Consider the following 25,261-nt stretch of genomic DNA (forward strand, 5'->3'; position numbering starts at 1 on the left):
ATCGGCTCCGGACTTATTTCGACACCGGTTTGTCGTTGGTCGCAGGCGTCAGTGTTCGACACTGCGCATGGCTGACCTTGCACAGTCGCACGCGGTCGCTATGGACTTCCTCGACACGCCATTCGGCGGTGACTAGTTCGCCCACTTTGCGCTCCTGTACGCTTTGGCCCACGCGAAACTCGGCGTAGCTTCCGGCTGGGGATCGGAACGTGCCGAGGAACTCGGGCATGCTGCCTTCCCGCTTTTCCTGCAACGTCTGACGCACGGTTTCGATCTGCACCTCATTGTTCAGGCGTTCAAGCTCCTTGCTGACTTGCGCGTTCAGCTGCTGGAGTTGGATCTGCTGCTGCAACGTGGCGTCGGGACGAACGACTTGCGGCGGACTCTGATTCGGCGCAGCGGTCACTTGAGGTGCCTGGCTCACGATGGTTTTGTTTGAGTCAGGCGCCGGCGCGACCGTTGTCTGCGCGACACATTGATTGCTGAGTAGGAGCGCGATCAGCGAAACCATCAATCGGCGCGCGAAGGATTCAGGACACACAGACATAGTTCAACTCCAGATTCCACGCCCAGTCTTGATTCGTGGGCGTTATGGTGATTTTGCGGAGACTGATGTTGGGTTCGACCAGACTCGAGTGGATCAACATGATCGGGCCGGCACCGCTGAGCAGAATGCTGCCGTGTTGGTAGCCGAATTGCGGGCTGACTTCCGCGAACTTCGGTCCGGCGGTTTGTTCGACCGTGGGATCGACTGGCACTTGATAAGACACGCTTCGCACCTCGGGAGCACCGAAGCTTGCTGCAAGGGTGGGATCGGCCATCCGGAGCTCCTGAAGTCGCTGCCCCATCTGTTCGACCCAGTCCTTGGAATGGATCAACCCGTCGCGATTGAGGGCCGACCGTTTGGTCAACGTTGGTAGCGGAAAGCTTGCGGTTGCGCGTTCGTAGTCGGTGTAGTGTACGACTGCGGCTCGTTCCTTCAGCACATCCAGAGTTCGGTTACTGCCACCGTTGTATTGGCTGCCTAACGTCAAGCGATAGGTCGCTGACGCATTCTGGGTGATCGGGTCGCAGCTCACTTCTGTCAATGCCCAACCAGTCTCGATGTCTTGAATGTCTGCGACGAGGTTCGCACAGGCGGTCACAACATCTTGCGCCACGGGTGTTTCAGTGTCTTCTCTCAAGGCGGCTAGCACGGCGGCCTGTTGCGCGGTTTCGTCGAGTTGTTTGAGCCGATCTTGATCCAAGTCGACACCCGCCGCTTCGAGTTGCTGACGCTGCGCTTCGGCGAGCGCTTCCTGCTCGGCTCTCGAGGTCTGGTACCAGTCCAGTGCGTAGTACCCGACGACACCCACTGCTGCCGCGATGACCAGCGCGTTCGCCAATGGCAACGGCAATAGGCGTTGCAACCTGGCAGCCGGCGGTGGCGGCGCAGTGAGCAGATCGCTCAACGTGCCCGGCGTCGCCTGCCCGTTCTGAATGGCCCGCTCAAGCAACGGTGTCGTGATCCGGTGCCGCAGATTCAGCACGACCTTGAACGGGACGTCTTCCGATGTCCAGTGCTCCAACAAGGTATCGATCGCAGCACGCAATGCCTGATCGCTATTGATCAGCGAATCGACTTCCGGCGCGATACCGAGCTTGCCGAGATCGGTGGCGGCAATCCACGTTGGCCCGGATTCCTGCTGCTCGATGTAAAGGACGCGCTCAGTCGGGTTCGCGATGGCCATCCAGACGATCGCCGAGGTCGCCTCTCTTGGCGGCTTGGCCAGGTAGCCGAACATCCAGTTCGCGGGCTCTGCAGCGTCTTGAATGAGCACACCGGTGCTGACTCGGCGCGACTGCATCACTCGCTTGAGTGCGCGCAGTGGTTTCTTTTGCAGAGGCTCTGTGCGCGTGGGTTTGCGTACACCGGGTGCTGCGTCGATCGTGCTGAGGTTTACCCAAGTGAGGCCGCCAATGACGGTGTGATTGCGACCGTTGAGTGGGACCGTGATCGTGATCATGATGCGGCCGTCACAGAACGATTGGCGTGATCAACACCACGAGCGTCGACTTTTTCTGGCTCGCGTTGGTGCCGCCGCCCAGAGCCTGAAACTTTGGCGAGCCCATGCCACGACGATTGCCGCCAGCGCGCGTCTGTTCAAAGCCTGACAACACCATGGTGGCACCCGACTTCAGCAGCACTTGCGGCGCAATCTGTCGACGGTCGATTTCGGGTTGCTCGGCCGTCAGACCCAACCCTGGAGAGATTTGGCGCAGATTGCGGAGGTTCGAGATGTTGAGTTCGAGTTGCACGATGACGTCGTTGTTGGCGCGGACCATCGGCGTCAGTCGCATCGCGAAGCCGGTCGTGACGGTGGCACCTTGGAACGAGGTAGTCGCGCCCGCGTTGGGTACCTGCAGCGAGGTGACGCTCGGCAGGTACGCGGTGTCTTCGGTCACCTGAATCGGCGCGGGGCGACCATTCAACGTGATGACGTTGGCGCTCTGTTCAATGCTGACATCGCCTTGCGCGCTCAACGCTTCCAACAGTACTTCCGAGCCATCGAATCGGCTATCCGGATTGATCAGGCCGATCGTGGTGCTGTTCGCTGAGTTGATCGCATCGGATACCAAGTTGGTTTCGATCTTGAGGCGGCTGTTCAAGTCTTGGTAGATCACGCCCCAGTTGATGCCATAGCTCTCGGTCGCGTCGAGCTCCACCGACAGCACTTTGACGTTGAACTGCACCTGCTTGCTGGCAATTGCGTTCGCCTGCTCCATGTAGGCCTGCACACGTTCGTGGACGACCGGCGTGGCGGTTACGGTGATCGTATTCAGGAACTTGTTCGCGATGATGTCGTTCGATCCGGCGCCCTCGCCTTTCTTGCCGACAATGTTCTCGATGTCTTTCAGCAGCGCATCGAACGGATCGATGCTGGCAGTGAGGCTGGTCGTTTGGCCGGAGCTGATGTTCAACCCTGATTGCGACCCGCTGCCACTACCGCCCGTGCTGCCACCACCTGAGGACGAGCTGGCATTGACGTTGGTGATCGTGTTGTTGATCTCGGTTTTGAACGCCAGCGCGTCGAATTGATAGCTGCGCGTTTCATTGACGAACCACTCGACCTGGTCGTGCTGCCAGCGCCAGAACACACCGGTACGCGCACTCAGAGCGTCGAGATAGCTGGCGACCGTGCCAGTATGGGACAACACGATGCTGGCGTTGGCCGCTTCGGCAGCGCGCGCTTCTTCGCTCATCTTGATGCGAACGCCGTAATGCCGACTTAGCCAGGCGGCGATTTCGGGCAAGCTCATTGCTGCAAGGCTTTGTCGTTCGAGCGGCGCGTTCAGCACAGCCGGACGCTGCGGGCTGTCTTCGGCTGCACTGCGCGTACCGACCCAGACATCGTCAACGACTTCGTACCACGGTTCGTTCTGTACGGCTCGGTCCAGACTGGCGCGTGCGGTCGCAGCCCGATCGGCGATTTCGGCTTGCGTGTCGAACGCTTCGCGCTGGCCGCGCGTCGCCGCGCACGCATTTAGTAACAAAAGAACCGAACAGGTGAGCAGGCGCTTAGTCACAGCGGTCTCCCAGGTTGACGATGCGCAGCGTCTTGTTGCGGTATTCGCACGCCTTGGGCGCTGCGGGGCGACGCGATAGCGCCTTGAAGGTGGTGCGGATCGCTTCTTGCATCGTGGTACCTGCGGGGTAGTCGAGATCGACATCGAGCACGAGATTGGTTTCGGGACGTGCCGCCCAGATCAGCTGCCAACCGGCGCTATCGGCCCAGCGCTGCAAGGTTTGCTGCAGGGTTTCGCCGGCAACGGCGGACCAATCGCCGGCACTGCCGGTTTGCAGGCGCTCGCGCAGCGTGTCGGGAAGTGGGACCAATGTTGCAGCACCAGAGTCGGCAGCACCGTCGGTCTGTGGCGCTGGGGTTGTTGCGGCCACGGTTGGTGCGTCGAGAATGTCGAGATCGAGTTCGGCTGGCACCTCAGCCAAGGCCGAGCCCGCCAGGAGCATCAGGGCTAAAATTCGCGCGAGCATGGTCATTCCCCCATTCCGGGTACGGTGCAGTCAGCAAAATTGATCCCCTGAGCGCTAGCGAGCCGGATCTCAGCCAGCGCGGGTATGGTCGTTCGCGCGAATCTTGCCACGGATGTAACAATTTTTTCATCCCTTTCAGTGGGGATTTCCCGGGCATTCAGGCGGGGTTCTGGGCGCGGCGCCGATCGGACCAGGGGCTTGCTCGGCCGGTTGGCAGTAACTGATTGATTTGATTGACTTGCGTGGGGCTGGCCCTGGTCGGCACTGTGGGCGAGCAAGGTCCACACCCCGGCACGAAGCCTGGGACGGTCGGTTAGGATAAGTTGGGCGTTCGGCATAGCGGCGTCCTGTTGGGATGCGCCCACTGTACGAACCGGTCGATCTCACCGACCCGCGATATCCGGGGGTTTTTTTGAGTTCTTGTAGGCTAGTTGCGAGTGGCACTTGGGCGCGACTTTGCGCTGTGAATCGTTCCCGATGCCACGAAACAGGCGATGCTTTGTCCGCGGGAATGTGGCAAGTAGTCACCGCTGCAACCTTCTTTCGCGAGTGCGGGAGCCGAGGCTTCTTTTGGCTCCCGCACTGGTAGATTCGGCCTGCGGAGTAGGCTACTTGCGAACAGTCTCTTCGGCAGGCGTGAAAGCGGAAACATCGCTACCGATCACAAATCCTAGCGTTTAGCAGGCGTAAGGCGCAGGTACGCCTTCGCAGACTTTTTCCTTTGGGAATGGTCTAGGCGCACTCTGACTGCGGCGCAGCCTGAAGATTGGGATGAATTCCTTGCGTTGAAGTTGAATTGCTGCGCTACTTTCGACATCTGCCCAGAAGCGCGGCGTTAGCTCCTGCAGCGGAATCTGCTCGCTAATTTGCATCGCTTTGTAGTCGCCCATCATGGCTGCCATGCGCAGCGCGACCGCCGCATCCTTCAATTGGTTGGTCGCCCGCCCGTACTCGGGGTCACGCCGATACAAGTCGAGGCGTGCTCGGGCTTCTACGATCAGCGGGTAGATCGTCCCAGTCGTCGAGGCGAGTGCTGACAATTCAAGAAATTTCGCGTCTACTTGAAACTGGCCGATATCGACTATTTGCTTTTCGATTCCGAGCGCGATCAATGTAGGGCTCTTCTCGTCATGACCCATCGCAATCAACGCGTCTGCATCGAGATTCGCCGCCTTCTCACGCACTTCTAAGCTCGGATATCCCATTCTGCTTAGCCACCGTGCTTCAGCGTCACTCTCTGCTTGCTCATAAGATGTCATAGAGCACGGTTGCTCACATGAAAACTCCGTTCGTTTTTCTTGGGACAACGAGCCTCCATTGGCTTGTTCGGCGTATGCAACCGTAGGAAACGGGCCTTGCTCCGAATCCGCGCCCCCTTTGGAGGACGCGGAGCTTTGTTCGGCTAGGTCTTGCGGTGCTTGACTAGAGTCCCGTTGCACCAACCAAAACGCAGCGCCACAAAGGGCTGCTAAGGCCATTGCGATGTAGCGCGTTCTCATAATCCGCAACCGTAGGCCTGGTTCTTCATTTGGAAAACGGCGCAGTCTCGCTGTGCGACAACCGCTGCTTCTTTGTCTGAAAGTGAATCGGTCGGGCCAGTGAGAAATAGCCCTGCGAACAGCTGAATCAACTCGTTCGCACGCGGCGCGATTCTATCCACAACTGCCGAAACGTAGTTGTTCGTGAGAAAGCCGAGTAGCCTCGTTTCAATGGGTGCACCCATTTGACCGTTCTCATAGTGAAGTCGCTGGAAAGCGCCAAGGCATGAATCAAATGCGTCGCTGAAACTGGTCAGCTGGCCGCTGTCAATGTCTTGGCGTAGCTCTCCCATGCAAGCCCATGCGACCGTATCAATCAAATAGGTATGTGCCGAACCTTGGTCATTGCCTGATGTCAGCATCATTGTATGGTGCATCATCGCGCTTCGAACAGAGTCCGCGAAATTTGGGTCTGCCTCATTGTCGAGATAGTCCCGCAGTAGGTCTAGTCCGCCGCCTGGATCGCTTTCGTCAATTCCGAAATCCCATGTGTAAGGGGGAACGACCGGACTTGGGCAATTGTCAGGGCGGTCGTTCGCGAGTTCGAGACACTGCATAGAACTCGGCCCGAACATAGAGCCGCCTACTGCGTATGGATTTCCTTCGAAGAGCCGACCACCGACACCAAGCTGAGGTGGTGAGGGCGGCGGCGTCGCAGTGACGATGACTGTTGGCATGCAAGGATCCGTCAAAATTACAGCGAATCCAGGATCGCCGATTTCTGACAGGACTGTCGAGTAGATTTCGCTGTTGACGGTTTCTGCAGCTGAGAATCCTGGCTCGCCGATAGCATTAATGCTCTGCTCATCGCAATTTGCGATGGCCGCTTGCGCGGAGCAAGTTAGCAATAAAACGTGTACCAAACGTAGGAGAAGCTTGTGTTCCATTTGACAATACCCTCAAGTTAATGACAAGAGCGATCTACTTTCAGGTTCAAGAAGTGTCGCGCTCTATCGATATTGTTTCATATGGTTGCATTTTGGATCAATTGACGATTTGCGCGGATGATCAATGAGACGGGGGCCTTGTTCTCGTTCGGCCAGCAAGACCTTGCCACGAGACCCATGCTGCTACTGGTAGCGTCGATGGGACCGAGTATGGTTGACATATCGGATTTCCTTTCGGTCAAAAATTGGTCCGCAGGGTAATTGGTTTTCGGCAAGAACCCTGCAGCGGTGGGCAAGTAGCTTCGCCTTACATGGACTTTCTTTGAACGCCGCGCGCACATCGATCGCTTCCGGGAGCAGCCTGATCGGAAACAAGTAGACGATTTCGACCGCCGCATTAAGGTATTTCAACATGCGCTCCGATTTTCTCGAATCATCGTACATGCGGATTCGTTGCAGGTAGTATCGACGGCGCCCGATGCCCCTAGGTAGAGTAGATGGCCGTCACTAACAATGAGACCTTTCTTCTCGAGCTATTCGCCTTCGTGCCCGCCCTCTCGCTGCGCCGCATGTTCGGTGGCGTCGGGGTATTTCACGACGGGCAGATGTTTGCGCTTAGTATCGAGGAACAGGTTTATCTGAAGGCTGATGCCGACACCGAAGGCGTTTTTCAGGCCAAGGGTCTGCGGCCGTTTACGTATGAGGCCAAGGGCAAGGCGATGGTCATTCGTTACTACGAGTTGGATGCGGAGGCGTTTGAGGACCCGGCGGTGCTCAAGTACTGGGTGCAGTTGGCGATGGGGGCGGCGTTGCGGAAGGCCAAGTCGGGTGGGTCATCGGCCAGGCCGAAGGTCGGCCCGAAAGCGGTGCGCAAGCGCTCTCGAGCGTGAGGGAGGAGCAGTCCGCCGTGGGACTGAAGCAACTGCGGCGCCAGTCTCTAGTGCCCGCTCAGAATCATGTCCGCTGCCTTCTCGGCAATCGCCAACGTGGACGCTTGCGTGTTGCCACGGGTGATGGTGGGTCAGCCTGATCCTGGCGCTGCTGGTTTTACTTGCCAAGCGTATCGGCTCGCTCAGCAACGTCCCGCTCAAGTTCCGTCTGCCGTTGCTGCCTTGGTCGCTGCCGCCACGCACCACCGGCGCGCGCGATCACGGCGATCAGCAGCAGCGCGACGATGCGTCCAAGTCCATCTCGCGCCCCTGCGTGCAGCAGGTGGATTCCTGAGCTCAGTCCGGCGAACTCCCGGGTTGGCAGCGCGTTCCATTCCGCTGGCGGTGTTTCAGCGCCATCAGGCCAGGTTCGGTAGGCCATCGGTTCACCCTGCCCCCGATGCGCCATGCCAAGTTGCACGCGGAATGGATCCTGGCCTGGTTGCAGCGCGTGGGTCGGTGCTGAGATTTGAATCATTCCGTTGCGATCGTCGACCCGACTGCCCGGCACCGGCAAACAAGCGAGATCCGCCGCAACGGCGTCGCGCTGATCAGTTCGGCCCGGTTTCTTAATCGCGCCATCGGCGCCAACCAGCACGAGTCGGTACGGAGCGTCGATGGCGCCCCAGGTTTGTGCGAGTCTGATCCGGTTTGCACCGCGACTGCGTGACGTGGCGACGAGACGGAGAAGGTCTCATGTTGATGCGTGCGGCGGTCGGCCAGAGTTAGCGCACTCTTGGACGTGTTGATCGGGTTGCATCGGGCATGAGGTGCCAAGGCAAGTGATGACGCGCAGCGTCGTCGCGAGCTTGGGGCGCCGCCAACGCCGCTCTACAATCTGACGACCCAATCCCGATCGAGAGTTACCACGATGCCCTGCGTGATCGCAGCCGTCCCTATCGTCCGCATGTCGTGCGGCGAACATAGGGGTATCTCAACATGATGCCCTGCCCCTGTGGTGGCAAAGACTACGCGATGTGTTGCGGCCGGTTTCATGCCGGCGCGTTGGCGCCATCGCCAGAATGGCTCATGCGCTCACGCTACACCGCGTATGTGCGAGGCGATCAGCAGTATTTGCTCGCAACCTGGCATCCTTCGACGCGCCCGGCTGCGCTTGATTTGGACGACGCGGCGCAAGCCACAATGCGCTGGCTGGGTCTGACAGTCAAGGCAGCGCGTGAGGATGGTGATTGGGGCGAGGTTGAGTTCATCGCCCGGTTCCGTGTTGGCGGCCAGTCGGCGCAGCGCTTGCATGAACGCAGTCGGTTTGAGCGTCTGGACGGGCGTTGGTACTACGTGGACGGCGTGTTCGTGCGTTGACTCGCGGCGTGATGTCGTGCGCAGCTGCAAGACCAGATTGGCTCGATGCGTTCAATAGCTGATCCTCCAACGGCACTGAGCGCGGCAGTGGCGTTGGCGCGATTGGCCACTAATGTTGCGCGCTGTTCTGTATGCGTTCGGCATCGGTGAGTAGGATCTCGGCAATCGGCAGAATTCTGGAAAGATCAGGTTCAACCTGCTTCGGCATCGGCGCGCCAGCGCGTCTGCAAGCGTCCACAAGTTGCGTTGGGTATGGCCATCCGCGGTGCTGAAACCAGCGCACGAGTTCGGCGAGTTCGGCGCGCGCTGCCGCATGCTCCTGACGCTGCCAGGCGGCGTCAGCGAGCCAAATCGCCGATTGCCACCAGCCACCATCATCGCGTGCGGCCTGCGCGGCGGCGATTGCCTGCAGTCGTTGGCGTGCCGTGGTGTTGCCTTCCAACTCATCCAAGTACGCGAGCGCCGCGTCGGCTTCTCTGGTGTGCGGCGACTCCCAGTTTGGATCGTCCAAGTTCGCGGCGCAGATCCTCGCATCGGTCAGGCGGGTACGGGCCGAGACGTGGTCGCCGCGGGCCAGGGCCACCAAACCGCCGATGCGCTCGACGTCACGACAATCGAGGTTGGTCCGCTGCACGTCGCTCTGATATTGGTCGTGAATGTGTTGGTAGGCTGCTTCAGCCGGTTCGAAGGCGCCGGCGCGATATTGGGCCGCGAGCGTCGCAGTGGGTATGTCCTGCGCGAACTCGTGGTTTGCGCCGAACTGTTTGACGATCCAATGCTGTGAGCGCTGGATCACCGCTTCGGCTCGTGGTTCAGTTGCAAAGCTGGCGAGTGCCGTGCCGACAAACATCATGAATGCGCCGCGATTGATGTCGTCCTTGGGGAGCCACTGGTCGGCGGCTGCGACGACTCGTTCGGCGTCTCGGAGCACCTTGTCCCGCTGCAGATTGACTAGGTGCGCCTGCAATTCGTAAGCCGGCCGGTACGCTGGGACGGTTCTCGCATTGAAGCGCTGATCTTCCGGGACTTGATTCGCCAATTCGATCAACACCTCAGTGGGAAGTTCGGGCCAATGCGTCGCGACTGCAGTCGTGTCGCCGCGCATAGCGCCAATCACCGAGCGCAGCATTTGTGCGCTGTATTGTTGCGCGGGTGGCAGCGCTGGGTTCTTGGCGACCTGATCCAATGTAGACAATGCAGCGGGGATGTCTTCGGCCCACCAATAGTGCTGTGCCAGTTGCAACGTCCGGTGCGCCAGCGTAGCGGCGTCGTAGGTGCCGAGCTGCTGCATCTCGGCAAGTTCCAACGCCTGCGCATGTGCGGCCTCACGCAGCGCGTCGGTCCGGGCCAATGTGTTGGCGAGTACGCCGTACATTTCGATGCGTGCCTCGGGTTGATCGGCAAGTTGGGTGGCAACTGCCTGCAACCCTTGCAGTGCGAGCTCACGCGCCGTGACTTCGCGACCTGACACCCATCGGTTGGCTTGGGCAAAGCTGTTGATCACGAAGTTCTTGGTCGCGTCGGCGCGCTGCGCCTGCCTGATCGCGGTGTTGCGCTGTTGTACCAGTACGACGCCGAAACCAATCAGGCTCAGGAACAATACCGTTGCCAGACCGGTTGCAAGCGGATTGCGGCGGATCCACTTGCTGGTGCGATACCACCAGGAGTTGGGGCGTGCGCGAATGGGGCGTTGTTCGAGCCAGTTTTGTAAGTCTTCAGCAAACGCTTGGACGGTGGCGTAGCGTCGGGTGGGTTCGCGCTCCAGAGCTTTCAAGACGATTGTGTCCAGATCGCCACGCAGCACCGCTTGTTGTCGCGTCGACGTCGGGCTCGTTTGCTGTTTGAGGATCGTGCTTGGCGCGGGTGCATCAGTATCGGTGATGGCTTGAAGCAAGCTGATGCCTGCTGGATCACCATCCCGAACTTTGTGGGGACGTTTACCAGTCAGCAGTTCGAACAGCATGACGCCGAGGCTGTAGAGATCCGTCGCAGCGCTGATCGGCGCACCTCGGATTTGCTCGGGCGCTGCGTAGGCAAGCGTCATCGGTGCACGACTGTTGGTCTGCGCTGCGCCCGGTTCTGACAGCATCGTTGCCACGCCAAAGTCGAGTAGCTTCGGTTCGTGCAGCGGGTCGACGATGATGTTCTGTGGTTTGAGGTCGCGATGCACAATCAAATTTTGATGGGCGTATTGCACCGCGTTGGCCAACTTGATCATGAGCCGGACACTCTCGCGAGCGCTCAGGCTGTTATGCGCGATCAGTTGGTCGAGTGTGTCGCCGGGCACGTATTCCATCGCGTACCAGGGCAGCGCATCGGATGGCGTCTCCGCGTTGTCCAGCACGCCCCCGTCGTACATCCGTGCAATGTTCTGATGCTGGAGACCAGCGAGTATCTGGCGTTCGCGCTGGAAGCGATTGAACAGGGCCACGCTGCCCATGGCGTGTCGGATCACTTTGATCGCGACGTGTTGGCGGTACGTGCCGTCGTCGCGCTCGGCCAGAAACACTGAGCCCATGCCACCATGACCTAGTGGCCGCACCACGCGATAGGGGCCGAAGCGCGCGGGGATTCTTGGCGAGATCGCAGCGTCGTGGCGCTCGGCCTGCAGACTCGGTTCGATCATCTGGCGGACTTGCTCGCGAATCCATGGATCGTCGCAGTCGGCCAGGATCTGTTCGCGCTGACTGTCCGCCGCATCCAGTACGTGGTCCAGCAGGTCTCGTACCTGCTGAAGCTGATGCATACGCTTTTGCGGCGACGGATCGTTGGTCATCGGATGACGCTTGATGGTCACACCATCTTAGCGAAGCGCGCACGCCTCGCAATATCGCTGCAGATGTTCGGTGTGGTGCGAGTCAGCGCGGGCGCTTTCGGGCGCGCGCTGCGCCGATCCAACGGAGTACATGTGGCAGTAACGCGACGATGATCAGCGGTGCGGTTTGCAACAGGAGCGCGAGCCACCAAGGGACGTCACCAAAATCGCGCGGAATGTGGCCAGCTTCGTCGGGAATGACGGTCAAATAGATCGCGATGGGAATCATGACGTACGTGTAGAAATAGGTCGTCAGAACCTGCACCCAATCCAGAGCGAGTCGTTCAATCAAGTACAGCTCACGTCCGCCTAGACCGGCACGACTGTCTTGTACGCGTGCACTCGACATGGGGAAAATGGGCAGCGTGGCTGCGATAGCCCACTCGGTGGTGATGTACGAACCATCGCGTCGGAAGCACCGTCGGCCGTAATAGGTCGAACCGAAACCATTGATCGAAGCAGCCATGAGTTCCTTTTAGCGCTGATGACGTGCGAGCGCGGGTGGGATTTAGGCACTCGGCTTTTGGATGGAGGGGAGTTCGGCAAACGTATCGGTTCGGGCGATTTCGTTCAAGGCAGCGAGGAGATCAGGGGGCGGTGGCTGAAGTTTTCTGGTTTCCAGATTCAACCAACTACCAGAACTTTGGATGCGTGCGCACAGTTTGCCGGCGTCGTTCGTAAACGTGTTCTGCATGATAAATCGCGAGCCGTCTGGGGCCAGGCCGGCCAAGGTCAGTTCGACGTGGAACATTTCGAGCAGGCTGATTTCGCGTTGGTAGTCGATTTCATCGCGAAACAGTACGGGACCAAGTCGACGCTGGCGGAACTCAGACATCGGGAATCCGTGCGCCGCGAAAAACATCATGCGCACATCGGCGGCGCGATCGAGAAACGCGGTGTTGGCCATATGGGCATTGAAATCCATGTCTCCCCATCCGGCCTGAAAGGTTTGTCGAAACATGCTGTCCTCCGCGCGTGGCTTGATGGCTATCGAAGCAAGCTGCTTTGTGGAAAATTGCGGTGTGCGGTTTTGGATTGCGCACTGGGTATGTTGTGTTCGATCGTCGCCCGTTTGTTGCGATGGTAGTACGTGGCATCCGGTTCCCGATTGATCGCAGGTCGCGCGCCGTCACGTGATCGTCAACGGCGCGCAGTCTGGTGTGCGTTCGGCCTGTGCCTCAGACGTCGAGATTGCTGACCTTCAGCGCGTTGCTCTCGATGAAATTGCGACGAGGTTCCACGACGTCGCCCATCAAGGTTGCAAAGAGCTGATCAGCGGCCACCGCGTCCTCGATTCGGACCTGCAGCAGGCGACGGGTTTCCGGGTTGACCGTGGTGTCCCAAAGTTGTTCGGGGTTCATTTCACCCAGACCTTTGAAGCGCTGGATGGTGCGACCACGCTTCGCCTCGTCCATCAACCACGCTTGGGCAGCGTGGAAGTCTTGGACTGGCAGGCTTCTTGAGCCGCGGGTCACGCGCCCGCTTCCATCAAATAGATCATTGATTTGATTGGATATTTCTCGAATTGGCGCGAGGTCAGCGCCGGTCAGGAAGGCTTGGTTGAGTACGTATTCGTAGCGCAATCCGTGGTGCAGTTTTTCGACTCGGATGGCACCCGGAGTCTCGGCTTGTGCCGGGATGCCGTGGAGTTGGTATTGCGGTTTGCCCAGACCGCGGCCATTGAGTCGCTTCGTCATGCGCTCACACCAGGCGGTCATTCGATCGGCGTCATGGAAATCGGCATCGTCCAGCGCAGGGAGATCGAGCAGCGCATTCAGCAGGGTCGAGTCGACGCGCGCCGACAGTCGGTCGATCTGGTCCTTTGCGGCTTGGTACTGGCCCAGGAGCCGTTCGAGTGCCGGGCCTTTGAACGGCGGTGTGCCTTCGGCATAGAACAGTTCGGCGTCTTCGACGGCGTTATTGATCAGATACGCGGACAGCGCAGGATCGTCTTTCAGGTACAGCTCGTTCTTGCCCTGCTTCAGCTTGTACAGCGGCGGCAGTCCGATATAAACGTAGCCGCGTTCGATCAATTCGGGCATCTGCCGATAGAAGAAGGTCAGCAACAGCGTGCGGATGTGGGAACCGTCCACGTCCGCGTCGGTCATGATGATGATGCGGTGGTAGCGGAGCTTGTTGATGTCGAACTCGTCCTTGCCAATGCCGCAGCCAAGTGCCGTGATCAGCGTACCCACTTCGGCCGAGCTCAGCATTTTGTCAAAGCGCGCACGTTCCACGTTGAGGATCTTTCCCTTCAACGGCAGGATCGCTTGCGTCTTACGGTTGCGACCCTGTTTGGCGGAGCCGCCGGCGGAGTCGCCCTCAACCAGAAATAGTTCGGACAAGGCCGGATCTTTCTCCTGGCAGTCGGCGAGTTTGCCGGGCAGACCGGCGATGTCTAACGCGCCTTTGCGTCGGGTCAGTTCGCGGGCCTTTCTGGCGGCTTCGCGCGCGCGTGCGGCTTCGACCACCTTCTCACAGATTGAGCGCGCGTCGGACGGGTGCTCGGCGAGGAAATCCCCGAGCTTGTCGCCGATGACGGATTCGACAGCGCCCTTCACTTCTGAGCTGACCAGTTTGTCCTTGGTTTGTGAGCTGAACTTCGGGTCCGGCACCTTGACCGACAGCACGGCGATCATGCCTTCGCGCATGTCGTCGCCCGAGAACGTGATCTTGGCCTGCTTGCCGAGCCCGGATTTTTCGATGTAGTTCGTGAGGGTCCGGGTCAGTGCGGCGCGGAATCCGGCAAGGTGGGTGCCACCGTCTTTTTGCGGGATGTTGTTCGTGAAGCAGAACATTCGTTCTTCGTACGCATCCGTCCATTGGATGGCGAGGTCGACCGAGATGCCTTCGGAGTGCCCAACAAACGTTATGACCTGCTGGTGCAGCGGGGTGCGGACTTGTGCGAGATGCTCGACGAAACTCTTGATGCCGCCTTCGTACTGGAACACATCCGACTTGCCCTCGCCGCGTTCATCGCGGAGTTCGATCCGGACGCCGGAGTTCAGGAAGGCCAGTTCGCGGAGTCGCTTGGCCAGAATGTCGTAGTGGAATTCGACGTCGGTGAAGATCTCGCGACTCGGCAGAAAGCGGACGCGAGTGCCGCGCTTTTGGCTGGCCTCGACTTGCTTCAACGGATACTTGGGCTCGCCCAGGCAGTATTCCTGGGTGTGGTGGTGACCATCGCGCCAGATGTCGAGCCACAGGGTTTCGGACAGGGCGTTGACCACTGACACGCCGACGCCGTGCAAACCGCCGGAGACTTTGTAGCTGTTGTCGTCGAACTTGCCGCCAGCGTGGAGGACCGTCATGACCACTTCGGCGGTTGATCGACCCTCTTCCGGATGAATGGCGACGGGGATGCCGCGGCCATTGTCGATGACCGAGACGGACCCGTCGGTGTGAATCGTCACGACGGTTTCGGTGCAGTAGCCAGCGAGGGTCTCGTCGATGGCGTTGTCGACAACCTCGAACACCATGTGGTGCAGACCCGAGCCGTCGTCGGTATCACCGATGTACATGCCGGGGCGTTTGCGAACGGCGTCGAGGCCTTTCAGAACTTTGATGCTACTGGCGTCGTAGGATTGACTGGGAACTTGATCGTTGTCGCTCATGCTGCTCGCCGGGCGCCGCGGAGATAGGGCGCCTTAAGGGGTATCGAAAATCAGTCCGCCGTGCCGCGCACGTTCGGTCTGGGATAGCCTGGGATTATAGCAGTTGCCGTGGTGTGCCCGTCGGCTTTTGGGTCGCTCGGTCGCGGTAGATTCCGCCCGTTTGCGCGGGTTTTGAGCTCACCTGGTATTTCGGCCGCAATCGTTGGTTTGGGACTGCGTCTGATTTGGTTCGGAGCGTTTCATGCGATGGCAGTCGCGTTTCGGTGGCGGTCGGGTGTCTTTGGTCTGCGGCGAGTGCGTGGACCGGATATGGCTCGTGCGCACCGACGCATCGGTCCCGTAGGCGGTCACAGGGTGGTCGGCGCTGGGTGTTTCAGTTCAAGGTTCGGTCGGACCCGGGATTACATTTCCGTGTTCCACGTGGAACAGTCGGTCCGCGTCCAGGTGGTGGGTGCCCGTCACAAGAACCTGTGCATCGAGTTGCCGGAGAAACCCCATCAGCCGACCCTGGTGCTGCGCGTCCAGCTCAGATGCCAAATCATCCAGCAAGACAATGGGCGGGGCACCCAGTTTTTCGCGGTGAACCAGCACCTGCGCGAGCATGAGGCACAGCGCGGCGAGCTTTGCCTGGCCGCGCGAATAATGGTCGGGTTGCCCAAGTTCGCTGAAGCCCAACCGCCAGTCTGCCCGGTGCGGGCCACGACGGGTGTAACCCCGATCCCGGTCTTGCGCTCGTTCCCGCGCCCACCACCCTGCCCGTCCATCTGGGGTCGACAGGTCCAGCTCCCTCCAACCATTCTTGTAGTTGATTGCCGCCGCTCCGAGCTCAGGACACAAGGCGGCACCCACTTCCTCGGCAATAGGGCCAATCCAGCCGATGTACCGATCACGCATCTCCTCAAACTTCTGGGCCGCGTCCGCCATCTCCCGCTCCCACGGCTCAAACCAAGTGTCTACACCTTGGGTCCGAATCAATGCGTTCCGTTGCTTCAGTCCGCGCTGGTAGCGCCGCCAACAATCGAGGAAATTGTGTTCCACGTGGAACAGACCCCAATCCAGCAACGCGCGACGCTCCTCGGCTGCGCCGGTCATCAAATGATGCGACCCAGGCTCAAAACAACAGACCGGTGCCAGGCGAAACAACTCACTCAATGTACCGAGCTCCTCGCCGTCCACTTTTCCGTGCCATCCATCGCGCGCTCGGGCGATACCGATCCGCCGATGGCCTCGCCCCTGATCCACCGCAATCTCGGCAAACACGGTCGCGGTCGTACAACCGTCCCGGACAATCACATCGCGCCCGCCCTTCCTAAAACTGTGCCCGTACCCGAGCAAATACACCGCCTCGAGCACCGAGGTCTTTCCGGCCCCGTTTGGTCCCACGAAACCGTTCACACCGGCACCGAGCGCCACACTCGCCGACCCGATATTTCTGAGATCGCCAATCTGCAACCGCTCGATCTTCATCTGCTCCATCCATCCGTCCAGACACCGTGGTGCCGTAATGCGCCAATAACGCGAACCAGCGATTGGCGAAACAGGACACTAGCGCCAACCACCAACTCGGGAAAGCGCCGCACCACCGAACAGAGCCTCGCAATTGCAAGCAACAAAAAACCCCGGACGAGCCGGGGTTGTTTCGCGAAACCATTCACCGTCAGAGTCGGAGGGGCATCACGACATGCCGGGCCCGGTTGCTCTCCACATCGCGCACCAGACAACTCGAGTTCCCATCGCGCAGACACAGCATCACGTTCACTCCCCGCAGCGCTGCCAGCGCGTCCATCAGGTAATTCACGTTGAATCCGATGCTCAAGTTGTCGACAACCGTCTTGGCCTCCAACTCCTCGCTCGCCTCTTCCTGCTCAGGATTGTGGGCAGAAATGTTCAACCGCCCAGGGCTCACGTCCACTTTTACGCCACGGTACTTCTCGTTCGACAAAATCGCCGCACGCGACAACGAAGCCCGCAACTCATCCCGAGGCAACTCGACAATTTTGTCCGCGCCAATCGGAATCACCGCCTCGTAGTCCGGGAACCGGCCATCGATCAACTTCGACGTAAACACGAAGTCCGACCGTCGCGCCCGAATGTGGCTCTTGCCGAACTCGAGATCCACCAATCCCTCACCCACGTCCAACAAACGCTGAAGTTCGAGCACACCCTTCCGCGGAATGATCAGCTGCCGCCGCGCTTTGACGTTCAGCTCAAGCTCGGCCTCGCACAAGGCCAAACGATGGCCGTCGGTCGCAACGCAACGCAGCACATCTTCCCGAAGATCCAGCAGCAGGCCGTTCAAGTAGTAGCGAACATCCTGGTGCGCCATCGCAAACGCGGTCCGATCCAGAAGCTCCTTCACACTCGCTTCTGACAGACTGACTCGCTCGATCACTTCCAAGTCGTCGACCGTTGGGAACTCGTTCGCCGGTAACGTCGACAACGTGAACCGGCTGCGACCCGCCTTCACGGTTACCCGATCACCCGCTTGCGAGACGTCGATGACACTCCCGTCCTGCAACGCCCGAACAATGTCGAACAGCTTTCGAGCCGGAACGGTGATCTCACCATCCTCCGTCTTCTCCGCCAGACAGTTCGCCGACAGCTCGACTTCCAGGTCGCTCCCTGTAAAGCCCACCCGGTCACCCTGGACCGAGACCAGAATGTTTGCCAATACAGGCAATGCCTGTTTGCGTTCCACGACACCGACCACTTGCGTGAGCGGTTTCAAGAGGACTTCGCGTTGGATGCTGAAGCGCATGCCTTTCCCTCTTTGCACCAAATGGGTTGAATCAGTATTTTATTATTGAATGATGTTGATGATGATAGGCCTTGGGGATAACTGCAATGGGTTACCGCAATCCTTTGTGTGATGCGGCTTTCAGAGCCACGAAATCTTGTGTACGAAGCCCGAATTACCTTGTGGGCGAAATGTGGATAAGTAGGCGACCCCGGTTATCCACAACTCATACCCAGGGTCATCCCAAACCTTGTTCCACTGACTTTCGGCCAGCGCGCCCCTACACTCATCGACCCAACCTTTGCTGATCCTATTGTGGCCACGTTTCTCTTTTTCATGCTTCTGGCCGTACTGGGTGGCCTCCATGCCGAGCGTCAGAAGACCAGGGCCCTAGAGCAAGCGCTGGAGACTGCCCAAAGCAGCCTCGAAGCCGAGCGACAACGTACCGCGCAAGTCGCCGAAGCGACCCAAAAGGCCCTGCTCACCGATCTCCATGATGACATCGGTGCCAGCCTCTTGAATCTCGTGTATGCCGCGCCGACCCCAGAGTTCGCCGACCAGCTGCGTGCCGTCCTGCAAGACCTCCGCGACGTCGTGACCCGCGCCCGCGCGACGCCCGGAACCCTCGAACAGACGCTCGCCCAGATTGAAGCCGAAACCCGCCAACGTCTCAGCCTTGCGGGGCTGGAACTCGAGTGGACCCAGGACTTGGAGCCTAACGCCGCACCGGTCAGCAAGCCGCTGCTGTTTCATCTGTTCCGCCTGTTTCGGGAAGCGGTCAGCAATACGCTCAAACATGCAAACGCCACGCGCTTTGCGGTGAGACTGCAGGCGAACCAACAGACATTGCGCATCGAAATCCGCGACAATGGCGAAGCCGGCAATGCCGAAACCCCCGGACAAGGCAAACGCAACATGCGCGATCGTGCGGATCACCTGCAGGGCTCGGTCACATGGCGCGCTGCGACACAGGGTGGCACCAAGATTCTCCTTGCCCTGCCCCTCAACGCGGCACTGCCCGAATGATCGCGCAGATCCTGATCGTCGAAGACCTACCGCGCAGCCAGGAATGGCTGACGGGCGCCGTGCAACACGCCTTCCCTCATGCTGAAGTCCATGTTGCCGATTGCATTGCCGCCGCCGAACTCTGTCTGGCGCAGATTCAACCGCAGCTTTGTCTACTCGATCTCGGACTGCCCGACGGTTCTGGCCTCAGCCTCATCGAACCGATCCGCAAGCGCCGACCCGACGCGCTCATTGTCATCAGCACCATTTTTGAGGACGACGCCCACCTCTTCCCCGCGCTGCGCGCTGGTGCCCAGGGGTATGTGTTGAAGGACCTGCCGCAGCAAACGCTGGCGGATCTGCTGCTCGGCATCGAGCGCGGACAACCGCCGCTCTCGCCTTCGATCGCGCGCCGACTGCTCGCGTTCTTCACGCCGACACCGACCACACCCGCCAACCAGCAACACCCGCTGACAGAGCGCGAGACCGAAGTCCTGCGTCTGATCGCCAAAGGATTCAGCGTCCCGAAAGTGGCCGAGCAATTGGGTATCAGCCGCAACACTACGGCCGGATACCTGAAGGACATTTACCGCAAACTGGAAGTCAGCTCGCGTGCAGAGGCCACGCTTGAAGCCGCCCGTCGGGGCCTCGTCAGTACCGAAGCCACCTGATCCACCGGCCGGATTCGATCAGCCGGCCCGCTTGTACTCCGGCGCGCGCACATCGGCGGCCAGCTTATCGAGCACACCATTCACGTAGGTGTGGCCAAAGTCGGCGCCAAAGCGCTTCGTGGTTTCGATCGCCTCGTTGATCACCACGCGATACGGCACGTCGACGCGGCAAACCAACTCATAGGCCGCGAGACGCAACACTGCGCGCTCAATCGGGTCCACCGAATCGATGCTGCGATCGAGATGCGGCTTGAGCTTCTCGTCAAGCTGCGACTTCTCGCGCTCGACGCCGCGCAACAGGTCCTCGAAATACTCGAGGTCGGCAATCTCCATTTCCTGCTCGCGCTTGAACTGCTCGATGATGCCGGTCATGGAGGTGCCCGACAGCTGCCAGGCGTAAATTGCCTGCAATGCACGACGCCGGGCCCGCGCCCGCGCCGCCAGATCAATGCCATCCACCCGTTTCCGATTCATCGTGCTTTCTTCTTCCTTTCTTGAGCTTCCAGGGCCTGGCGCATGTCTTCCATAGCATCCATGACCTCATCAATATCCAAGCCGCTATTGGGGCCGTCGTTCAATTCGAGCATGTCGAACGTGGTTTCCACCGCCTCGACCACGCCAATCAGCTCCAGCAGCGCCGTTGCGGCCTCCTCGCCCTTGTTGCCCAGCTCGCCGCCGGCCCGCGCAATCGCTTGTGCCTCGCTTTCGCAAGCCAGCACGCCATTGCTGATCGGCACACCCGATTCGAGGCTGACCTGCATCAAGCCGCGGCCCGACTCGTTAACGATCACGTCAAAGTGCGCGGTCTCGCCCCGCACCACACAACCCAGCGCAATGATGCCGTCGAACGCCCCGCTGTCGGCCAGGCGTTTCGCGAGCAAGGGCAACTCCCACGCACCCGGCACCCGCATCAAGGCGATGCCCTGCGGGGCCAGACCCTGATCAATCAGCGTCTTCACGGCACCCTGAATCAGACGGTCCACCACCCCCGCGTTAAAACGCGAGGCGATGATCGCCACTTGCAGGCTCTCGGTGTCCAGATCGGGATCCAGCTGGGTGATGCCGCTGCGCAGCACATCGAGCAAAATGCGCGGGTCGGACGGTAGTTTGTTCTGGCTCACGGCGGCTTCCGGAGATCATAAGGGGAGCTGCCAAGCGCGCACGCGCGCCACTCAGGCAGGGTTGCAGTCTACCACCTCGAGCCCAAACCCCGAGAGCGCCGAAAAGCGGCGCGGTGTACCCAGTACACGCAGCCGGTGGACACCCAGGTCGGCGAGGATCTGTGCGCCAACGCCAACGGTTGTCCAAGCTGGCGCGGCCTCGGCGGCATTCGAATCGGCATTTGGATTCAAGCGCGCAAACCAGTCTGCACTGTCAAGTCGCTCACCCAACAGCACGAACACGCCCCTGCCAGCCGTGGCAATTTCGGCCAGCGACTGCGACGCCGAAAAACCGGCCTGACGATCACTGATCTTGAGCACGTCGCGCACCACGTTCAAGTGATGAACACGAACCGGCACAACGTCGTCTGTCGCCCAGCGCCCACAGACCAGCGCCACATGCGTCTGTCCGCCGAAGCGGTCCCGGTATCGCACGAGCTCAAACGGACCATGTTCGGTCAGTACCGACTCTGAAGCGACGCGCTCCACCGTCTGCTCGGTGGCCAGCCGATACCGGATCAAGTCGGCAATGGTGCCGATCTTCAAACCATGCTGTTTCGCAAACACTTCAAGTTCCGGCCGACGCGCCATATGCCCGTCGTCCCGCATGATTTCGACCAGCACGCCAGCAGGCTCCAAACCCGCCAGTAGCGCCAAATCGGCCGCCGCCTCGGTGTGCCCGGCGCGCATCAACACCCCACCGTGACGGGCGGTCAGCGGAAAAATATGGCCAGGCTGCGTCAAATCGGCCGCTTTCGCATTGGGCATGACTGCTGTGCGAATCGTGTGTGCTCGGTCGTACGCCGAAATCCCGGTGCTGACGCCCTCGGCAGCCTCGATCGACACGGTAAATGCGGTCCGATGTGGCGAGCGGTTGTCGGCCACCATCGGTGGCAGATTGAGCTGTGCGCAACGAGCCTCCGTCAGCGCCAGACAGATCAGCCCGCGGGCTTCTTTGGCCATGAAATTGATGTGCTCTGGTTTGACGAGCTCGGCCGCCATGATCAGATCACCCTCATTCTCGCGATCCTCATCGTCGAGAATGACCACCATACGGCCGGCCCGGATATCGTCCAGCAACTCGGGAATCGTGTTGAATGCGCTCATCCCGCTATTGTCCCGAATCCCACGCTGGCTGTCGCGGCCAGAATCCTGGCATGCATTGCAGCCGGATACTGGCTGCGAGTAAGGTCGCGCTGGCGACACCTGCATCGTACTGATTGCGGCATTGTCGTGCGCCGCTGCTCTGAGCGGCCAGTCACTTGGGAGAACAAAATGAACGAAGGCCGCCATTTGATCGTTTGCTGCGACGGCACCAACAACATCTGGGGCCACGGCGACGATGTCAGCAATGTCGTCAAACTGTTCAAGCATCTCAAAGTCGACGCGCATCAGGTGCTGTATTACGACCCTGGAGTCGGAACCGCCGAGAGCAACATCCAGGAATCCGAAAACCTGCGCGCCAAGTTCGGTCGCATGGCTGGGCTAGCTTGGGGCAATGGTGCCTGGAAAAACGTGGCCGAGGCGTATGCCTGGTTGATGCGTCACTACCAGAACGGTGACCGCATCTACCTGATCGGCTTTTCCCGCGGCGCGTTCACCGTGCGCGCTTTGGCAGGCATCCTGCACTGGTTTCAACTGATCCGGCCCGAGAACGAGGCCATGATCCCAAGCCTGATCCGCGCGTATCGAACCCGCGACGACGCCAAGCGACGCGACGCTGCACGGTCGATTCGGAAGCATTTCTCGCGCTGCCCGAATTGGGAGCACGAGGGCTTTCCGATCGAAGCCATCGCGGTGTTCGACACCGTCGAATCGGTCGGCTTCAACCAGATCCTGATGGGCACGCAAGTACACAGCGACAACTTGCTGAAACCGGATGTGCGCTTTGCGCGCCATGCGGTGGCGCTCGACGAAACCCGCTGGGCTTACGAGCCAAGACTCTATGTCGGCGTGCAGGACAAGGACGGCCAACAGAATGCCAACATCGATGGTGTCGAGCGGCTCAAACAAGTCGCCTTCACAGGCGCGCATTGCGATGTCGGGGGATGCTACAGCGAGACCGGACTTTCGGACCTCGCGCTAGCCTGGATGATCGAAGAACTCGAGTGTCTCCCGCCCGAGTCCGCACTCGAATTCCAGCCGGACTGGATCGACGATCTACACCCGGATCCACTGGGACCGCGCCATGACGAAATTCTCAATATGCCACTCTGGGCGTTGACCGGCCGCGTGCGTCGGCGCTTCCTGCATCCCCGCCAGGAATCGACCACGTTCCGAACCTTGCTGCTGGACCGCGATCGAGGCCCACTCCAGGACCTTCGAATGCATCGCGCAGTCATCGAGCGCTGGCAGCAGACCAACTGGCAGCCGCCAATTCAGCCGCTGGCCAAAGATGATCGCAGTATCGAGGAATACGGACCCAAGCTCCGCGCACGACTCACCACGTTGCAAGCCACGCGCAAGGCCCCTATGCCCGCAGAACTTGCCGACAGCACCGCACGCACCACCAGCTGGCTGCTGAAATCCATCCTCGCCTTCATCGCGTTCTCGACGTGGTATTTCCAGAAATCGTTGTTGGCCTCGACGATCGACCTGAGCCAGTCGGGCAACCAGACCTTGGCCAGTTTCGGCAACATCCTGAATGCCTTCACACCCGAACCGACACCGGGACTACAACTGTTGCTCGACACGATTCTGATGATCCCAATCTGTGTCGTGCTCTTGACCAGCCTGCAAGTGCTGGCGTTCGGCTCGGAGCAAAAGACCCGCTTCTTTGGGATCTGGGGATGTCGCCTGATCGGCGCCTATGCGTTGGCAGATATCGCCGAAAACGTACTGAAAGCGATCGTGATCAACCTCGTCGATGGCGCGGACCCGAATCTGCTGTTCCTCGGCTTCGAACACGGCACTTGGAACTGGGTCTTGGAGTGGCTGATCTGGCTTGCGTGCCAAGCGAAGATCACGACCTTCCTATTGGCGTTCTGCCTGCCACTGGCCGCACTGCCAGTGGCGTGGTACTGGCGCCGGCAGCGACGAAAACACCAGCCCTGGCAGCAGCTCCAGCTCTGAGGTCAGGCCTGGGACTTCAACAGTTCCAAGAGATCGGCCCGTCGCAGCTTGCCAGTCTCATTCCGAGGCAAACGTTCCACGAGGCGCAGAGGCCGCGGCAGAAACACCGGATCACAGCCATTCCGCAGCGCCTGCAGCAGCTCCCCAGCAGACCGGCCCGGCGCAACGACCAGCGCGGCGAGCCGGGGCACGCGTCCGCTCGCATCGGGATCGGGCATCACAAAGGCCGCATCGATCACGCCAGGCACCTTCAGCAAACGTTGTGTCAGATCCGCCAGCGAGGCGCGTTTGCCAGCGATATCGACCAAGTCCTGCTGACGCCCTTCGAGCATGAAATAAAGCCCATCGAGCAAGCGTAGATGGTCTTGCAGCAGCTTCGGTTCCTGAAACCACGGCGCGTTGACCCAAGTGCCTTCAGGCACTGGCTGCAACGTGACATCAGGCCACCTGTGCCACGCCTCATCGCGCGCGGTCTGGCGACTCGCAATGACGCACGTCTCGGTCGAGCCGAACAGTTCAAGTAACGGAGCGCCGCACCGCTGTTCGATCGCCGCGGCCAGATTCGCGTCTAAAGGCGCCGTCGCCGAAACCAGCAGATCAATCTTCGGAAGCTGCACACCGCTATCCAGCAAGGCCCGCAGATGCACCGGCGTAGACACCAATATGCGTGGCCGCGAGACCGCCGCCAGGCAAGTCGCGATATCCGCCGGAAACAACGGTCGCGCGGCGCTCACCGGAAACCCGGCAAGCAACGGCAGGTACACCGATAACTCGATGCCATACATGTGCTGCGGCGGCACCGTGGCAACGATGCTCGGCATCCCCATGCCCGCCGGCAGCGCGGCGCGGAGCATCGCCGCATTGCGGGCAGTACTCGCCATCAGCGAGCCCACGGTTTTGGCATTCGGCTTCGGTTGCCCGGTGCTGCCAGACGTGAAACCAATCAGCGCCGTCATGCCCGGGTCGATCTCGATGGCAGTAGGTGCGCCGACATCGTCGTTCGCCCGCTCCAGGCAGCGGTCATCCAACAACATCGAACCCGGCCAAAGCGTGGCGACTTCGGCCACGACATCGGGCGCGCGTGAACTTGGCAACAGACTGGTTCGCCCCTCAGCCAGAGCGGCCGCCATGCCGACCAGAAACGCGTAGCGATCCTCGCAAAGATTGATCACCGCTGCGGCGGTTCGCACCACCGGCCGAATTTGCGCAACGTCGCCCAGAAACGCCGCCACCGTAATCGGCAGCGTGTCGCGATACGCAAAGACCGCATCACGTGGTTGCTCGGTCAACAAGCGCAAAAAGTCGGTATGCATGGCTATCGGAGCCGGCGGCAGGAGCAGTACAGCCCGGCATGGTAGCAGCCGAGACCGGGTCGGCGGCTTGGCTCCGCCTTGCCGAAACCGCCGAAACGGAAGCGGAGCAACCATTCCAAACCAGCCACGCTACGATCCGTCGTACTGCGACCCGCGCTTGAACCAAC

At 60.2% G+C, this 25,261-nt stretch carries 22 protein-coding genes; 5 read left to right on the forward strand and 17 right to left on the reverse strand.

Annotated features, from left to right (window positions below):
- Positions 1 to 13 precede the first annotated feature (13 nt).
- From C7S18_RS20325 to C7S18_RS20350, 6 genes are all read right to left on the reverse strand, one after another.
- Positions 14 to 547, reverse strand: a complete 534-nt coding sequence (locus tag C7S18_RS20325; RefSeq protein WP_146152038.1) for a hypothetical protein — start codon at positions 545 to 547, stop codon at positions 14 to 16.
- The gene (locus C7S18_RS20330; RefSeq protein WP_106893291.1) at positions 531 to 2,006 is read right to left on the reverse strand and encodes a type IV pilus inner membrane component PilO; all 1,476 of its coding nucleotides are present in this window, start codon (positions 2,004 to 2,006) and stop codon (positions 531 to 533) included. The genes C7S18_RS20325 and C7S18_RS20330 overlap by 17 nt, the downstream gene beginning before the upstream one ends.
- A 10-nt stretch (positions 2,007 to 2,016) precedes the next feature.
- Complete coding sequence (gene pilN / locus C7S18_RS20335) at positions 2,017 to 3,567, reverse strand: PilN family type IVB pilus formation outer membrane protein (RefSeq protein ID WP_106893292.1); 1,551 nt, start codon at positions 3,565 to 3,567, stop codon at positions 2,017 to 2,019.
- The gene (locus tag C7S18_RS20340; RefSeq protein WP_170113388.1) at positions 3,560 to 4,033 is read right to left on the reverse strand and encodes a TcpQ domain-containing protein; all 474 of its coding nucleotides are present in this window, start codon (positions 4,031 to 4,033) and stop codon (positions 3,560 to 3,562) included. Before C7S18_RS20340 ends, pilN begins: the two co-directional genes overlap by 8 nt.
- Before the next feature lie 677 nt (positions 4,034 to 4,710).
- Positions 4,711 to 5,292, reverse strand: a complete 582-nt coding sequence (locus tag C7S18_RS20345; RefSeq protein WP_170113389.1) for a hypothetical protein — start codon at positions 5,290 to 5,292, stop codon at positions 4,711 to 4,713.
- Positions 5,293 to 5,528: 236 nt separating this feature from the next.
- Positions 5,529 to 6,458, reverse strand: coding sequence for a hypothetical protein (locus C7S18_RS20350; protein WP_146152040.1), 930 nt, complete (start codon positions 6,456 to 6,458; stop codon positions 5,529 to 5,531).
- A gap of 545 nt (positions 6,459 to 7,003) precedes the next feature.
- Here C7S18_RS20350 and C7S18_RS20355 point away from each other — a divergent pair.
- The gene (locus tag C7S18_RS20355; RefSeq protein WP_170113390.1) at positions 7,004 to 7,348 is read left to right on the forward strand and encodes a TfoX/Sxy family protein; all 345 of its coding nucleotides are present in this window, start codon (positions 7,004 to 7,006) and stop codon (positions 7,346 to 7,348) included.
- 157 nt (positions 7,349 to 7,505) lie between these two features.
- Here C7S18_RS20355 and C7S18_RS20360 read toward each other — a convergent pair whose 3' ends face one another.
- Positions 7,506 to 7,865, reverse strand: coding sequence for a hypothetical protein (locus C7S18_RS20360; RefSeq protein ID WP_146152041.1), 360 nt, complete (start codon positions 7,863 to 7,865; stop codon positions 7,506 to 7,508).
- Between the two features lie 461 nt (positions 7,866 to 8,326).
- Here C7S18_RS20360 and C7S18_RS20365 point away from each other — a divergent pair, with 461 nt between their 5' ends.
- The gene (locus C7S18_RS20365) at positions 8,327 to 8,707 is read left to right on the forward strand and encodes a YchJ family protein (protein WP_106893298.1); all 381 of its coding nucleotides are present in this window, start codon (positions 8,327 to 8,329) and stop codon (positions 8,705 to 8,707) included.
- Positions 8,708 to 8,816: 109 nt separating this feature from the next.
- Here C7S18_RS20365 and C7S18_RS20370 read toward each other — a convergent pair whose 3' ends face one another.
- From C7S18_RS20370 to dnaN, 6 genes are all read right to left on the reverse strand, one after another.
- Positions 8,817 to 11,483, reverse strand: a complete 2,667-nt coding sequence (locus C7S18_RS20370; RefSeq protein ID WP_146152042.1) for a serine/threonine-protein kinase — start codon at positions 11,481 to 11,483, stop codon at positions 8,817 to 8,819.
- Between the two features lie 82 nt (positions 11,484 to 11,565).
- Positions 11,566 to 11,988, reverse strand: coding sequence for a hypothetical protein (locus C7S18_RS20375; protein ID WP_106893300.1), 423 nt, complete (start codon positions 11,986 to 11,988; stop codon positions 11,566 to 11,568).
- Positions 11,989 to 12,030: 42 nt separating this feature from the next.
- Complete coding sequence (locus tag C7S18_RS20380) at positions 12,031 to 12,483, reverse strand: thioesterase family protein (protein ID WP_106893301.1); 453 nt, start codon at positions 12,481 to 12,483, stop codon at positions 12,031 to 12,033.
- A gap of 217 nt (positions 12,484 to 12,700) precedes the next feature.
- Positions 12,701 to 15,136 (reverse strand): DNA topoisomerase (ATP-hydrolyzing) subunit B, encoded by a 2,436-nt coding sequence (gyrB, locus tag C7S18_RS20385; RefSeq protein ID WP_106893302.1) that lies wholly within the window; start codon positions 15,134 to 15,136, stop codon positions 12,701 to 12,703.
- A 378-nt stretch (positions 15,137 to 15,514) separates the two neighbouring features.
- Complete coding sequence (recF, locus tag C7S18_RS20390; protein ID WP_240623937.1) at positions 15,515 to 16,612, reverse strand: DNA replication/repair protein RecF; 1,098 nt, start codon at positions 16,610 to 16,612, stop codon at positions 15,515 to 15,517.
- A gap of 181 nt (positions 16,613 to 16,793) precedes the next feature.
- Complete coding sequence (dnaN, locus tag C7S18_RS20395) at positions 16,794 to 17,894, reverse strand: DNA polymerase III subunit beta (RefSeq protein WP_106893303.1); 1,101 nt, start codon at positions 17,892 to 17,894, stop codon at positions 16,794 to 16,796.
- A 315-nt stretch (positions 17,895 to 18,209) separates the two neighbouring features.
- On the opposite strand from dnaN, the gene C7S18_RS20400 reads away from it, so the two are divergent.
- The gene (locus tag C7S18_RS20400) at positions 18,210 to 18,899 is read left to right on the forward strand and encodes a sensor histidine kinase (protein ID WP_146152043.1); all 690 of its coding nucleotides are present in this window, start codon (positions 18,210 to 18,212) and stop codon (positions 18,897 to 18,899) included.
- Positions 18,896 to 19,549 carry a response regulator gene (locus tag C7S18_RS20405; protein WP_106893305.1) on the forward strand — a complete coding sequence of 218 codons (654 nt, stop codon included), beginning with the start codon at positions 18,896 to 18,898 and terminating at the stop codon, positions 19,547 to 19,549. Before C7S18_RS20400 ends, C7S18_RS20405 begins: the two co-directional genes overlap by 4 nt.
- 18 nt (positions 19,550 to 19,567) lie before the next feature.
- Here the strand turns inward: C7S18_RS20405 and nusB are convergent, their stop codons facing one another.
- From nusB to ribB, 3 genes are all read right to left on the reverse strand, one after another.
- Positions 19,568 to 20,023, reverse strand: a complete 456-nt coding sequence (gene nusB, locus C7S18_RS20410) for a transcription antitermination factor NusB (protein ID WP_106893306.1) — start codon at positions 20,021 to 20,023, stop codon at positions 19,568 to 19,570.
- The gene (gene ribH / locus C7S18_RS20415; RefSeq protein ID WP_425481109.1) at positions 20,020 to 20,625 is read right to left on the reverse strand and encodes a 6,7-dimethyl-8-ribityllumazine synthase; all 606 of its coding nucleotides are present in this window, start codon (positions 20,623 to 20,625) and stop codon (positions 20,020 to 20,022) included. The genes nusB and ribH overlap by 4 nt, the downstream gene beginning before the upstream one ends.
- Before the next feature lie 96 nt (positions 20,626 to 20,721).
- On the reverse strand, positions 20,722 to 21,816 hold the full coding sequence (gene ribB, locus C7S18_RS20420; RefSeq protein WP_106894124.1) for a 3,4-dihydroxy-2-butanone-4-phosphate synthase: 1,095 nt from the start codon (positions 21,814 to 21,816) through the stop codon (positions 20,722 to 20,724).
- 168 nt (positions 21,817 to 21,984) lie between these two features.
- Here ribB and C7S18_RS20425 point away from each other — a divergent pair, with 168 nt between their 5' ends.
- Positions 21,985 to 23,781 (forward strand): DUF2235 domain-containing protein, encoded by a 1,797-nt coding sequence (locus C7S18_RS20425; protein ID WP_106893307.1) that lies wholly within the window; start codon positions 21,985 to 21,987, stop codon positions 23,779 to 23,781.
- Positions 23,782 to 23,783: 2 nt separating this feature from the next.
- Here C7S18_RS20425 and C7S18_RS20430 read toward each other — a convergent pair whose 3' ends face one another.
- Positions 23,784 to 25,094 carry an AMP-binding protein gene (locus C7S18_RS20430; RefSeq protein ID WP_106893308.1) on the reverse strand — a complete coding sequence of 437 codons (1,311 nt, stop codon included), beginning with the start codon at positions 25,092 to 25,094 and terminating at the stop codon, positions 23,784 to 23,786.
- Positions 25,095 to 25,261 lie beyond the last annotated feature (167 nt).

The sequence above is a fragment of the Ahniella affigens genome, from assembly GCF_003015185.1.
GTDB lineage: Bacteria > Pseudomonadota > Gammaproteobacteria > Xanthomonadales > Ahniellaceae > Ahniella > Ahniella affigens.